Source organism: Kiloniella sp., from assembly GCF_048270245.1.
Lineage (GTDB): Bacteria > Pseudomonadota > Alphaproteobacteria > Kiloniellales > Kiloniellaceae > Kiloniella.
In genome coordinates this window covers 337,102-349,883 of record NZ_JBLWTH010000003.1, presented here as the reverse complement: position 1 = coordinate 349,883, position 12,782 = coordinate 337,102, and the positions used below count along the sequence as shown (strand labels likewise).

The 12,782-nt window shown below is 44.5% G+C and carries 13 protein-coding genes; 4 read left to right on the top strand and 9 right to left on the bottom strand.

The window, feature by feature from the left end; translation table 11 throughout:
• Together ACN0W5_RS09345 and ACN0W5_RS09340 are read right to left on the bottom strand one after the other, a co-directional pair.
• Complete coding sequence (locus tag ACN0W5_RS09345) at positions 1-1,119, bottom strand: saccharopine dehydrogenase NADP-binding domain-containing protein (RefSeq protein WP_417453867.1); 1,119 nt, start codon at positions 1,117-1,119, stop codon at positions 1-3.
• Positions 1,107-1,733, bottom strand: a complete 627-nt coding sequence (locus ACN0W5_RS09340) for a DUF4166 domain-containing protein (RefSeq protein WP_417453866.1) — start codon at positions 1,731-1,733, stop codon at positions 1,107-1,109. The genes ACN0W5_RS09345 and ACN0W5_RS09340 overlap by 13 nt, the downstream gene beginning before the upstream one ends.
• A gap of 154 nt (positions 1,734-1,887) precedes the next feature.
• On the opposite strand from ACN0W5_RS09340, the gene ACN0W5_RS09335 reads away from it, so the two are divergent.
• The 3 genes from ACN0W5_RS09335 to ACN0W5_RS09325 all read left to right on the top strand — a co-directional run bounded on the left by ACN0W5_RS09335 (position 1,888) and on the right by ACN0W5_RS09325 (position 3,274).
• The gene (locus ACN0W5_RS09335) at positions 1,888-2,352 is read left to right on the top strand and encodes a DUF2269 family protein (protein ID WP_417453865.1); all 465 of its coding nucleotides are present in this window, start codon (positions 1,888-1,890) and stop codon (positions 2,350-2,352) included.
• A gap of 62 nt (positions 2,353-2,414) precedes the next feature.
• Positions 2,415-2,897, top strand: coding sequence for a PAS domain-containing protein (locus ACN0W5_RS09330; protein WP_417453864.1), 483 nt, complete (start codon positions 2,415-2,417; stop codon positions 2,895-2,897).
• Between the two features lie 137 nt (positions 2,898-3,034).
• Positions 3,035-3,274, top strand: a complete 240-nt coding sequence (locus ACN0W5_RS09325) for a YdcH family protein (RefSeq protein ID WP_299376066.1) — start codon at positions 3,035-3,037, stop codon at positions 3,272-3,274.
• A gap of 79 nt (positions 3,275-3,353) precedes the next feature.
• On the opposite strand, the gene ACN0W5_RS09320 is transcribed toward ACN0W5_RS09325, so the two are convergent.
• The 7 genes from ACN0W5_RS09320 to ACN0W5_RS09290 all read right to left on the bottom strand — a co-directional run bounded on the left by ACN0W5_RS09320 (position 3,354) and on the right by ACN0W5_RS09290 (position 11,876).
• A complete protein-coding gene (locus ACN0W5_RS09320) occupies positions 3,354-4,025 on the bottom strand; it encodes a Fe2+-dependent dioxygenase (protein WP_417453863.1) in 672 nt (223 codons plus the stop codon).
• A gap of 108 nt (positions 4,026-4,133) precedes the next feature.
• Positions 4,134-5,231, bottom strand: a complete 1,098-nt coding sequence (locus tag ACN0W5_RS09315; protein WP_417453862.1) for a DUF1513 domain-containing protein — start codon at positions 5,229-5,231, stop codon at positions 4,134-4,136.
• A 2-nt stretch (positions 5,232-5,233) separates the two neighbouring features.
• Positions 5,234-6,301 carry an imelysin family protein gene (locus ACN0W5_RS09310; protein WP_417453861.1) on the bottom strand — a complete coding sequence of 356 codons (1,068 nt, stop codon included), beginning with the start codon at positions 6,299-6,301 and terminating at the stop codon, positions 5,234-5,236.
• Between the two features lie 65 nt (positions 6,302-6,366).
• Positions 6,367-7,896, bottom strand: coding sequence for a di-heme oxidoredictase family protein (locus ACN0W5_RS09305; RefSeq protein WP_417453860.1), 1,530 nt, complete (start codon positions 7,894-7,896; stop codon positions 6,367-6,369).
• Between the two features lie 138 nt (positions 7,897-8,034).
• The gene (locus ACN0W5_RS09300) at positions 8,035-9,321 is read right to left on the bottom strand and encodes an imelysin family protein (protein WP_417453859.1); all 1,287 of its coding nucleotides are present in this window, start codon (positions 9,319-9,321) and stop codon (positions 8,035-8,037) included.
• Positions 9,322-9,663: 342 nt separating this feature from the next.
• Complete coding sequence (gene bfr, locus ACN0W5_RS09295) at positions 9,664-10,143, bottom strand: bacterioferritin (protein ID WP_417453858.1); 480 nt, start codon at positions 10,141-10,143, stop codon at positions 9,664-9,666.
• Positions 10,144-10,451: 308 nt separating this feature from the next.
• Positions 10,452-11,876 carry a PLP-dependent aminotransferase family protein gene (locus tag ACN0W5_RS09290; protein WP_417453857.1) on the bottom strand — a complete coding sequence of 475 codons (1,425 nt, stop codon included), beginning with the start codon at positions 11,874-11,876 and terminating at the stop codon, positions 10,452-10,454.
• A 106-nt stretch (positions 11,877-11,982) separates the two neighbouring features.
• On the opposite strand from ACN0W5_RS09290, the gene ACN0W5_RS09285 reads away from it, so the two are divergent.
• Complete coding sequence (locus tag ACN0W5_RS09285; RefSeq protein WP_417453856.1) at positions 11,983-12,597, top strand: LysE family translocator; 615 nt, start codon at positions 11,983-11,985, stop codon at positions 12,595-12,597.
• The last annotated feature ends 185 nt before the right edge of the window (positions 12,598-12,782 follow it).

The window sequence follows — 12,782 nt, the reverse complement described above, 5'->3', positions numbered from 1 at the left end:
TTAATCTTCAAAGATACGGATATGAAAGGGCGCTAATTCTTTTAGGTATTCGTTCAGGTTAACCAAGCCAACACAGGGCATGGCACCAGATGGGACATTTTCATCACGAATAATCTTTTTCGCAAGGATAATGGCCGGAATTGTTGGGATTTGTGGCCCGTCGCCGTCCAGCCCGATAATGAACCATTTTTTTGTCAGCACTTGACCGTTGTTATCTTTACCATTGAGGATGATGTGCATGCCACCGTCACTGGTGCCAAAGATGTTGAACCAGTTACTGAGCTTGAGCAAAGAGCTAGCATGTTTTTCAAGTTCTAGAGGCAGGCCCCAACGGATAAACCACGATAGGCCCCATAAGCCAAGGTGTATCAAGCTAAGTTCCATGCCGGCAGAAAACTGCAGAGACTTGATGTTATAGCGGGAAGGCAAAAGATCGAGATCGGGAATGTCACAATTCGCCATCCAGCGTTTTCCGAGCAAAGGAAATTCCTGGCGATAAATATCCTGCCATCCATAACGTGAAGCTGATGATCCCTGCGTAGGGGAAAGCTTCTTGCCCAGATAACTGAGTATTCCCTGTGTTGTGGCCAGACCACGCTCGGCTCCTTGTCCGGGGGAAATGCCATAAATCATCTGATCAATTTCAGAAAAGAGATCTTTGTGTCTATCCAGTACGGCAGATGACAATCCGGGGACGGTTGAAGCGCCTGAAATAACTGGAATTTCAGCTGATTTAGCTTTGTCATCCAAGGCTTTGATGCCCACAACAAAATCCCGCCCATCAGCAAGATCAATGTAGGGAACAGACGCCTCGATACAGGTTTCAGCAACATCATAGTTACTGTTCTGGAAGGGGCCACAGGTATTGATGACAACAGTTGGATTAAGGCGATTCAATTCAGCGGCTAGACCCTTATTTACATCAAAGCATGCTGTTTGTGTTAGTTTTGGCGGAAGCTGACTTGCAAAGTCGTTGGCTTTTTCTGCATTTCTGCCCGCGATAATAACCGGGATGTTGTCTCGGGTTAGGGCCGAGGCAATGCGCTTGCCAAAGTTACCATACCCGCCAAGTATAAGAACTGTTCGCTGTGCTTTGGGAGGTACCTTTATTTGGGGCATTTGACTTCCGTGACTTTAAAATCACCTGCATACCCAAAGGTTGGGCCGAAGAGGGAGTGTTTGGCATGGGTCCACATAGAGAAAGTGTCATCAGAAAGTGGGGTTTCTTCGGCATAGCCTTTGCCCATTATCCATGAGAACGGCAGGGGAAGTAATTTCCCAAAGATCTGCCAGACATAGCCTTTGTGGCGCAGGATAACCTTTTTGCCATCCCACTCATACGCGAGTTTCCAACCAATGCCAAAGCGCATGAATTCTACCAAAATGTTGTTTTCAATCTGCTCCATACGCGAGCGAAAGGTAATATCGCCACGGTCTGGAAAGTGAAAGGTGCGATCAAAATAAAAGGGTGTATTAGATGTTGAAGAACTGCCTTTATGATCACTTCTAAAAACAACGGTAACGGGGATATTTTTGCCAGAGTAGGCGAGAAGCATGCCGCTGATCCGTGCCATAAGGCTAACCATTGGTGATATTTTTATATCCAGTCTTCCTTTGACCACAACACGATCATGACTATTTGATCGTACGGCGTAATGTTTTTTCATCACGGGCGGAAGATTGTCCCAATCTTTGCCGAAGACAGATTTAAATATAGGGTCACCGGCAGGCACATCTTACTCCGAACTATGGTGTTGGAAAGGGAATTGAAAGTTAAATTACTTTAGGCTGGATTTTGTTTGCTGGACAAGTCAAAAACAAACTAATACTTCAAATGCTTATGCGCATTGATGTTGAGAGTTGTGGCGAGATAAGGTCAATAAACGAATGGATTATGAACTCCTGAAATGGATACATATCTTAAGCTCGACAATCCTCTTTGGTACAGGGATTGGCAGTGCATTTTATATGTTTATGGCTAACCGTAGCAAAAATTTATCGGCGATGTATTTTGCTGTGCGTCATGTCGTTGTTGCCGATTGGCTGTTTACAACGCCTTCTGTGATTATACAGCTTCTTTCTGGAATTGGACTTCTTGTTACCACGGGCTATGATCTGAGTAATGCTTGGGTTTTATGGGGTATTATTCTTTATTTGTGCGCGGGTTTTTGCTGGCTTCCGGTTGTATATATCCAAATTCGGATGCGTAATTTGATCAAGCTAGCATTGGATGCCAACACAGATGTATCTGCGAAATATTGGGTATTTGACCGCTGGTGGATTTTTCTGGGGTCTTTGGCATTCCCTATGATTGTAATTGTTTTCTATTTGATGGTTTTCAAACCAAATTAAACAAGGATGTGCTATACTTCTGAAGATAAGGGGCTGCTTTTTATTCGAAGGAAAGGAATTAAGTGTCAAACACACCGGACTTAGATAACAGCTTAAGTATAGAAGCACCTCACTTAATTAAGTTATTTGATTACTGGAAATCGTTGCCAAGGATTAAAGAGCTACCTGCCCGAACTGATGTGGATCCGTTGGCGATTCCATCACTATTGCCATATTGCGAATTGATTGATGTTCATAGAAATCCACTTGATTTTGAATATCGCCTTGTCGGAACCTTGATCGACGAAATCACTATGGGGAGCTACACAGGCAAGCGGATCAGTGAAATTCCTACTCAAAATCCACCGAGCCGAATGTTCTCTTTATACGAGCGGGTGATCCAAGAAAGAGAACCGGTTCGGACGATTTTGCCTTATGTCGGTGATTTACCTGGTATCAAGGATGTTGAAAGTCTCGTTCTTCCTTTGTCTCGCGATGGAGATGAGGTGGATATGTTGCTTGGTGGAATTGCCCTTAGGGCGCCAGATGAAGACGATTTTGGTTAAATTTTAACTGTCCTTTTCCTTTGAAATATAAAGCCCCAAAGAAACAGAAAAATATCGTCATTTGACCTACGTCAAAGCCTGAATATCTCATTCGTTATATTGTCATGCCTGTAGATGAAAGCAACAAGGGAGTGGGAATGTCACAGCACACACCGCATGAACTCGCAGAGGAATTTCCAGAGCTTAAAGACCGCATTCACACCAAGAAGCAGTCTGATGCGCATTTTGCGAAACTTGCTGAGGATTATCACCGAATTAACAAGATGATCCATCGGCACGAAAGTGAGGTTGAGACGTTAAGTGATGATCACATTCATGAGATCAAAAAGGAACGTTTGGCGCTTAAGGATACGATCTACTCGCTATTAGCTGTTTAATTTACTTGTTAAATTCCCCAAGACAAACTTTGGCTGCCTTTTGCGGGCAGCCTTTTTTTATGTGGGGTAAATACGCTATTTATGGTTCAGACCAAAGCCGTAACAAGTTGGCGTGGGTTTTAGTCAAGAGGTCAAATTCTCTACTTTTCCCGTTTTGCTCAAAAAGCGTTCGCCGGGTTTGGTCGATATCATAGATTATTTCGCGTTTGTCTGCGGACCTGACCAGACTTTGCACCCAGCTGACGGCAACTTGTCTGACGCCTTTGGTAACGGGTGAAACCCTGTGCAATGTGGTCGAAGGGTATACGACTGCTGAACCAGCAGGCAGCTTGAATTTTTGTTCACCGACAGAGCTGTCCAGCACCAGTTCTCCGCCTTCGTAACTACCTGGATCATTCAGGAAAACTGTAAAAGATATATCAGTGCGAAATCCCCTGTCAGAACCCATAATAGCATCGTCAACATGGTTGCCATATTCCATACCAGGCTCATAGCGACTGAACAGAAGAGGACGCATTCGCCGTAGAAGTGTTGCCCGGGCAAAAATGGTATTACGTTGTAGTGCATTGGTTAGAATGGCTGTTGCCTGTTTTGCGGTGGTATCACGCCCGGTAAGTTGTGTATTGTTTTTGACAAGTTTTGCATGCCATCCAGCCGTAAGCTTTCCGTCCTTGAATTGTCCTCGATCAAGAAGCTCGTTTATTCTCGCGAGTCCGGATTGATCTAAAATACCTGGGATAGTCAGCAACATTTTTATCATTTATTCCTGAAGAGACGAAAAGGGGCAGCTGAAGAATAACATTATGATTGTTAATAAGCGATAATCGAAACCTGTTACAATTATGCCAGCTTAATAGGATTAAATTGCAGAGCTTATATGGTTATCCCAGGCAATTTCTGGGTCATGATAGATGGCCTTGTTATCTTGCCAAAGATTTCCTTGGCCGTCGGAGATTGTGAAGCCATGACCATTAGGGGCAACGCCGCCTGCATCTATGTGTGATAATGTTTTTACAAGTTCCCGTGTCTCGCTGTTCCATATGGCTACTTTATTGCCTTTTGGGGCGGTGGTAGCCACAAGATCGCCGTTAATATTTACGCTGACAGACCCGATATATTGTTTCATCCCTAGGTAGGTTTGCCCGCCAGATACAGGTTTAATTTCTTCACCAATTCGGTGTGTGGCGACAAGGCTGACGCTATTGCTCGGATCGCCTTCGTATTGACCGCCGATCCATATTTTCCCTCGGGCAGCAGTCATGTGTCTAAGGGAAAGCTGGCTGTATTCTGCGGGGAGCTTGCTTTGCGCAATAAGCTTTCCATCGCGTCGATCTACATAGCTTATCTGTGGTTCCATAGAGGAAAGATTCAATTTCTGTCTAGGGTAATCCGGGTGGGTGATAATGCCACCATTCGAAATCGCTATAGTAATCCCATCAGAAAGCAAGATAGCCTCGTGCGGGCCTATGCCGTAACTTTCATGTTGACCGATGCGCGCAAAAGAATTCGTCGTATCGTATATGCCGATAATACCACGTTCATTTTCGTAATCATTTTCTGTTGCATAGAGTAATTTCCCGTCAGGAGAAAAAAAACCATGCCCATAAAAGTGATGATCTAGAGGAGGGGAAAAGGCTAAATGGCGTTGGTTATTAAATAGGTCCAAGACTAATGCAAAGCGCCCCGGACGTCTGGCAAATACAACTGCGAACTTTTTATTGGGTGCGATAGCTGTTGCATGTCCCCGGTCATCAAGATGCTCTTGGAAAATTAAATTACCAGAACGATCAATAACAGCGGCGGCATATTGGCCGTCTGCTTTTCTCAGCGTTGAAACATAGGCCGCTTGCAACGAGGAAGCTTCGGCCTGTGCAAACGAAGCAAAAGGGAGTTGTCCTGTCGCCAGAACGCCGCTTGCGGCAATTCGGCTTAAGAATTTTCTCCGGGATAAAGCCATTACTAATCGCCATCCAAAGAATTAAAGCCGAGACTTAGGCCAAGTTTTTCAGGGATGAGGTCGTTAACAATGTAGTGTGCACCTTCTAACGGAATAAGGGTGAAGGACAAAGTTTCATGGGATTTTGTTTGTTTTACCTGCTTTTCCCAAGCGATGTTCTCTTTTTCAAGTTTCATCAAGAACGTGTTTATTTGCCCTAGTTCGAAAGAAAGGGATTTCGTGTAACGTGAGGTGAGATTTCCAAGCCCCCCCTGCGTGAAAAGTGTCTCAACAGCGTTGAGATTGCTTTGATACGCGTGGAGGGTCTGGTTGGATCGCCAAAAAGGGGCACGCTTTGGTTTTGATTTCTCAGGGCTTTCCTTGATTGTGTTCAGTATCTTGAGGTCCTTTGTGCTTTGAATCATTTCACTGCTGATTCGCAAAAGATCCTGCATGACTTCTGTATCTGATCGGTATATCGGGTTCGTGGGGCCTGTATCAAGCATCATCGTCGCATAGCCGGAAGGGGATGCCCAATCGTCAATAATTTCTTGCCCTGTCGTCTGAATTGCTCTGGCGATATTTACCCCATAATCACAACGGTAAGATTGGGGTTTGGCTGTCGCGAGTGCTTCTGCATTTTTTCCAAATAGAACATATTCAAGTGCAAGCATTCCCTGAACAGCAACGCTTTTCTTTTGTAGAGTTTCTATTGCGAGGGCTGTTTCGTCTTGGGTATCAATTAATTTCCGGACTTGGCGTAGTCCGATAGATTTGCGGTCGGGCCAAAAGAACAGCTTTTCTTGTCGATTATTTTTTATGGCAGGACCAATGCGATACATCTCGACGCCAGACCACGCGGCAACAAGAGGTCGAAAAGCCTGTTGAGCTTTCGCCAAGTTTTCCTTATTTGGTTGTTCACATAACTTGGTCAAATCGTTTTCCTGCTCCTTGGCGGCAGCAGTTAAATTTTTATACCCAGGCAGAATCGCCTTCTCGATAGTCTGTTTGATGATTGGTTTGAAGTCTATTTCCGGGGTTTGTCCCCATGCGTTTACGGCTGCCCCTACGATTACAATTCCGGCGAGCACAGGACTAATTATCCTGGATATATGACGTCTTGTATTCGGCTTGGATTTGAAAGGGAAAGTTATCATTACAGAGATTCCAGAAAAGTAATCAGAGATTTTCGTTCTTCAGGTGTCATTGCGACAACATTGTCTCGGGCTTGTGTCGCTTCACCACCGTGCCAGATAATAGCTTCTAACAAATTACGTGCCCGCCCATCATGTAGAAAGTAGGTGTGTCCATTCACTTTTTCTGTAAGTCCAATCCCCCATAATGGCGGTGTACGCCATTCACGCCCAGATGCATTTCCAACCGGGCGGTTATCAGACAAGCCTTCGCCCATATCGTGAAGAAGAAGATCGCTGTAGGGCCATATCAACTGAAAGGCTAATTCTTTTTGTGCGGCATTTCTACGAGTAACAAATTTTGGTTTATGACAGGAAATACATCCATTGGTGTAGAAGAGCTCTTTGCCTTTTAAGACCTTTGGATCGTTGACGTTACGGCGTGCTGGAACAGCCAGATTTTTCGAATAAAAAACAACAAGGTCTAAAACTTTTTTCGGGGCCTCTCCCTCGCCAAGATTATTCTGTGATCCGTGAGGTTGGGAAAGGCACTTTGGTTGATTGCTTGTACAATCGCCCCAATGTGCCGCTATATCTGGTGTTGATAAACCGATGTCCCCTGCAAAGGCATTTACCGATTGGGTGTGAACGGTTCTGTTCGATGCCTTCCACCCGAAACGACCAATCTCTTTTTGTCCTGTTTCAGGGTTGAGAACCATGCTGGCTTTTCCCGATATGCCATCACCGTCGCTGTCTTCTGGATCAGCGAGATCAAGAAGGTCCTGCTCGTGAATTTCTTCCAAAAGTCCTAGGCCGATCATTGGCGGTGCTACTCGTGGAGAAAGCATGACGTCGGGATCCATGTCTCCATAGGCGAGTTGGGTAACGCTGTAACTTGGTTTGCGTAGCGAGACACTCTCGCCTCCGTTCAAGGCTATAACTTCTTCTTCATAAGAAATATGCATCTTACCTTCGGCTAGCAGGCCCGTGACAGCTTGGTCTTGTAATTGTCCGCCATAAGTTGGTTCTGGAATACGAAGTTGGGTGCCTGTGTTGATTGCCTGTTTTTCTACATCTGTCCTGGGGGGAACAGAGAGGCGTAAAAACATAGAGGTTGCCAAGTCGTCGTTGCTTTCTGGTGGGTGCCCTCGGCCGTCTTGTAAATGGCAGCGTTGGCAGGAACGGGCATTGAATAGAGGCCCTAACCCGTCAGAAGCCTTGGTCGATGACGGGGACGAAACCCAGATTTTTTTAAAGAGACTGTTGCCTAGTTTGAAGTCACGCTCTCCCTTGAAGGATAAATTTGCCGAAAAATGGGAGAATGATTTTGATGTGACTGATTTTTTAGATGTCGGTGCCCCTGCAGACTTATTTTCATAAGGTTCTGCTTTGGTGAAATCACTTGTTGCTTGAGTAATTTTTTCAACACGCAAAAAGTCCTCTGGGGTAAGGTCATCACGGGGCAGTGGTGCCGCTATTACCGTAGAAGCAAGCGACATTCCAAAGAGAAGGGCGCAATAATAAGGCAGGCGTTTTCCAAATGACGTGGGCATTTTTTGTTTTAATCAATGTTGAGATAAATGAAATGGGCAGTTCTGAATTCAGAACTGCCCACAAGCTAGCATAACTAAGTATTTTGAATAAATAGACACGTGGTCGCAGTGATCATGTGTCTAATATTATGTCTGTTCTTAGTTGAAAACGGCATTTGGATTATCGAGACTATCTGAGCCTTCAACTTCAATAGCTGAAAGGCCAAGCGCCACCACTGCACGTTCGATTGAACGGGTTTGATTGATCAAACCGTCGATTGCTTTTTGCACAACAGCATTACCGACAACATTGCCTTCACCAATCATCTGGTCATAAGCTTCGATGCTTTCTGCACGGGCCTTCATGACGGCCATTGATGTTACAGTTGCATCTAGTTTTTCAGTAAGCTCGCTATCAATGGCAGCATCTTTTGCTTTCACAAGATCTGAAATAGAAGGACCGCTTACGACAGAGCCGTCAAGGCGACGATAATGACCGGTGTACACATTGCGAATGCCGATCTGATCAAAATAGTGAGAGTTATGGGTGTTGTCGGAGAAGCAGTCGTGCTCTTCTTCTGGATCATTTAAAAGAAGACCCAGTTTCATACGCTCACCAGCAAGCTCGCCATAAGAAAGTGATCCCATGCCCGTCAGGATTGTGGTTAAACCTGTTGAGGTGTCTTTGAGAAGGTTCGTTCTTGCGTCACCCTTTTCATCCCAGTTTGCTTTCATTTCTGCTAGGTCAGCAATCAGAAGAGTTGAAGCAGATTTTAGGTATTGAGCGCGACGATCACAGTTGCCGCCTGTGCAATTTTTCACATCAAAATCAGACGCTGGGCGGCTTCCGGCACCTGCACCGTTACCGTTTAGATCCTGTCCCCAAAGAAGGAACTCAATCGCGTGGTAACCAGTGGCAACATTTGATTCAACTTCTTCTGCTTCGTGAAGTGTTGCTGAAATCAGTTCAGGTGTGATTTCTGAAGCATCAACTTCTTTGCCGTTCACAGATAGCTTGGCGTTGGCAATAACGTTTACGGTGTAAAGCGCATTTTCGTCTGATTCATCACCGTATGATGTATCGACATAATCGATAAGGCCTTCGTCAAGAGGCCAAGCGTTTACGCGGCCTTCCCAATCATCAACGATGGCGTTACCAAAACGGTAAACTTCGGTCTGTTGATAAGGGGCACGCGCTGAAACCCACGCTGCACGGGCAGCATTCAAAGAGGCAGAAGTTGGAGAGGCAATAAGTTTATCAATTGCACTGTCCAAAGCTTTCGCAGATGTCAGAGAATCTTCGAAGCCTGCTTGGGCAATATTTGCGTAGTTGTTCAGGACGCTTTCGGCGTCAACAGTGTCTGCAAAGACAGCGCCTGCATTGAGAACGGTTAAAACAGTTACTGTGCTTGCTACACGCGCAGCTTTTTTGAGAGCGTGACTCATTTTCATTCCAATTTTTGTTTCGGCCAATTCAGTTTTGGCTATTTCTGATTTTAATAGCCAAGCGATAAAACGTGTTACTTTTGGTGAAATCAAAAGCATATGAGTATTAGTCGCAAGTAATTAACACGTTTGAGAATGAGTTGCAATTTCGAAATTGTTCTTTTTTGATGAAAATACGTTACTGAAAAAGTCGGATTTCTGTGGAAAGCTCTTGTGTTAAGTGTGATGAGTGCAAAGGTATTATAGTAAATTTTGCGGGTAATTTAGATGAGCATGAAAAAAGCCAGTGAAAATCACTGGCTTTTTGGAATAGGCTTTGAGAGCCTGACTAATCAAAGAAACTTAGTCGCCTTCGACTTTGCTCTGAGATTGAATGTAGTTCTGGATACCAACACGTTTGATCAGTTCAAACTGTGATTCCAGATGGTCTACGTGCTCTTCTTCGTCGACGAGAATTTCACGAAGAAGTTCGCGGCTACCATAGTCTTTGACAGACTCACAATAGGCGATGCCTTCTTTGTAAACTTCAACAGCTTCCAGCTCTCCGGCCAGATCACATTTTAAAATTTCTTCTACATCTTCGCCGATTTTAAGTTTATTCAGGTTTTGAAGATTTGGGAAACCATCTAGAAGCAAAATGCGATCCATAAGTTTGTCGGCATGCTGCATTTCTTCGATGGATTCTTTGTATTCGTGTTTAGCTAGGCCTTCAACGCCCCAGTCTTGCAAAAGCTTGTAGTGAAGATAGTACTGGTTAATCGCTGTTAATTCATGCGTTAAAGCAGTGTTCAGGTGTTCGATGACTTTTTTGTCGCCTTTCATGATATCCTCGCTCTTAATTCGTTCGTATTGAAATTTCTTATCTTACTGCGGCTTGTAATCTACTTTAGAATCTTTCCAATAATGTAAATTGTTTGCTGGAAAATTCAAGTACTTTATCAGAAAATTTGTTTTATGATAATGATTATTAATTACCTCTGGGGTTGTTTTTGAGTTTATTTTTCTTGTTTCAAGTACTGAGGTGGCGCGTAATTTATTTTTTTTCGTGTTTTGTAAGGTATTTTTATTATTGGTGTTTAATATAAAGTATAGATTTATTTTATATTTTAGTTTTGTTTTTCTATATTGTTCTAAAAAAAATCGCATGAGTTTTCATTGGGGTTTGATAAGACTGCTTTGAGTTTTATTAACGCTTTTTCTAGCTTGTGAGTCGTATCGGGTGCCATGATCGAGAGTCTGACATTATGTTTTCCGGCTGTTGTATTGTTGGCGAAGCGACTGCCGTCAAGAATGTGGACTCCAGCTTCGGCAGCACGCCGCACGAGTTGGGGAACTGGGATGTCTTTGGGAAAACCTATCCATACATGTGATTGACAGGCTTTTAAGTCGGTTGCGTAGGGCGAAAGAAAACGCGTTGTGAGCTCATGGCGTTTTTTTGCTTCTGATCTTATTTGGCTTGTAAAAGAATCTAGATCGTCCCCGCGTCCTACGATTTCTATGGCTGTGTTGATGAGAATAGGAGAGACCATCCACGTTTGTGCTGTGATGCCCTGTGCCATAAGCATTGTGATATGGGGTGGTGCAACTGCAAAACCTATCCTCAACGAGGGTGAAATTCTTTTTGCCAAGCCACTGAGGTAAACTGTTTGAGAGGGAAAAAGGTGCGCGTAGGGAGGTGGGGCATCGGGATACAGAAAGCCATAGATATCGTCTTCAATGATGAGGACATCATATTTTTGCGCGATGAATCCGATCTCTTTACGCCGAGAAAGAGGTGTTGTGATGCAAGTTGGGTTGTGACCTGTGGCTGTTGTTACGAGAATACGAATGCGACCTTTTTTGCATTGCTGCTCAAAAGAAATTGGACAGATGCCCCGTTCATCTGTCTCCACGGTTATGCTGGATAGCCCCAATTGGGATATCGCAGCACCGACACCCGGATAACTCAGGGGTTCAAGACATATTGTATCCCCAGGGGATGTCAGACGCCCAAGGGCCGTATATACACCGTTTTGGACGCCATGATTTATAAGTATTCTGTCTTCGGATACATCCTGTAATAAGGGAGGCAGAAAAGCGCGTAATGCCAATTTTTGCTTTGTATCACCAAAGCCGTCTCTATAGGTCATAAGGTTATAGCTGGATGCTTTTGTTGCAGTACGTTGTAGCGCCCAACGAATTATTTCTTCCCCCCAGTCGTTCGCAATAGCATTCATTCCTAAGTCAATTACTTGGTCAGTGGTTAAGGATTGTTCTTCCTTCCCTTGATGGGGTTTGGGCAGAATAATATCTGCCCCAATGTTTGCTGCCTCTTGTACAAAAGTTCCTTGACCAACCCTAGCATTTACCAATCCCTTGCGTTCTAGGGAGCCATAGACGCGTGACATCGTTCCAAGGCTACACTTGGCTTCCCACGCGGCGGTACGTAAAGGGGGTAATTTCTCACCTGGTTTCAGGATGCCATCCCGGATGGCAGCTTTGAACAGCTGTTCCAAATGGACGTATTTCTGCCCTGTGTTGGGTTGATTCTCTGCTATGAGTGTTAAAATTGTCATAGGAACAATATAGTAATTGTTCAGTGAACATTTCAATATGAATATTTGGGGTATGGAAAATGTGACCAGACATTTTGTCTGAGATTGAGAGAAAGGGGCATTTGCGATGCCGATTGAAAATATTATACCTGCCTTGATTTTTGCTGCGGTTATGTCTGGCACACCGGGGCCAGCAAATATGATATTGATGGCGACGGGTGCAAATCTAGGCTTTCGTGGTGCTTTTCCTTTTACATTGGGTGTACAGAGTGGCTTCTTCTTGGTTCTTGCTGTTGCAGCTTTTGGCGTGACAACCCTTATGAAAGGGGTGCCTGGGCTGGCGCCAGTTATAACCGTGGTTAGTAGTGGTTATTTACTGTATTTGGCTTGGAAAATAGCGCGTTCGGATCTGGGAAGCCTATCTGGAGAACGCAATGTAGATGCCGTGGGGTATTTAAACGGCTTGATTGTGCACCCTATGAACCCAAAGGCGTGGTTGATGGCAACAACGGTGTTCGCGCAGTTTACAAATCAATCTAGTCCAGCTTGGGAGCAGTGGGCGGTGATGTGTGTTGTTTTTATAATTGGTGGTTTCCCGACAAACTGTATGTGGTCCTGGGGCGGTGCCAAAATAATATCTGCGATCCAGAGTCGGCAAAAGCGCTTGTTTGTAAATGGTGTACTGGCTGTTTTGACCGTTGCTATTGTGGCCTATATGGGAATTAGCCAAGTCATGACCTGATACCCCATAACCTGATACACGTGGTAATCAGATAAAAGGTATCATCTTTTGAGCAAAAAAGACGAGAGGGGCATTGCCTCTCTCGCTCAGTAAGGTCGATAGAGCTTCACTGATTACAAAGTTGGCGGTAATCAGCTTGCCTATATCTCTAAAGTCTTTATTAGATCCGGGCGAAAACACAAAAC

Coding starts and splice junctions, on each gene's coding strand:
- ACN0W5_RS09345 (WP_417453867.1), bottom strand. CDS start 1,119: ATGCCCCAAATAAAGGTACCTCCCAAAGCACAGCGAACAGTTCTTATA.
- ACN0W5_RS09335 (WP_417453865.1), top strand. CDS start 1,888: ATGGATTATGAACTCCTGAAATGGATACATATCTTAAGCTCGACAATC.
- ACN0W5_RS09325 (WP_299376066.1), top strand. CDS start 3,035: ATGTCACAGCACACACCGCATGAACTCGCAGAGGAATTTCCAGAGCTT.
- ACN0W5_RS09320 (WP_417453863.1), bottom strand. CDS start 4,025: ATGTTGCTGACTATCCCAGGTATTTTAGATCAATCCGGACTCGCGAGA.
- ACN0W5_RS09315 (WP_417453862.1), bottom strand. CDS start 5,231: ATGGCTTTATCCCGGAGAAAATTCTTAAGCCGAATTGCCGCAAGCGGC.
- ACN0W5_RS09305 (WP_417453860.1), bottom strand. CDS start 7,896: ATGCCCACGTCATTTGGAAAACGCCTGCCTTATTATTGCGCCCTTCTC.
- ACN0W5_RS09300 (WP_417453859.1), bottom strand. CDS start 9,321: ATGAGTCACGCTCTCAAAAAAGCTGCGCGTGTAGCAAGCACAGTAACT.
- bfr (WP_417453858.1), bottom strand. CDS start 10,143: ATGAAAGGCGACAAAAAAGTCATCGAACACCTGAACACTGCTTTAACG.
- ACN0W5_RS09290 (WP_417453857.1), bottom strand. CDS start 11,876: ATGACAATTTTAACACTCATAGCAGAGAATCAACCCAACACAGGGCAG.
- ACN0W5_RS09285 (WP_417453856.1), top strand. CDS start 11,983: ATGCCGATTGAAAATATTATACCTGCCTTGATTTTTGCTGCGGTTATG.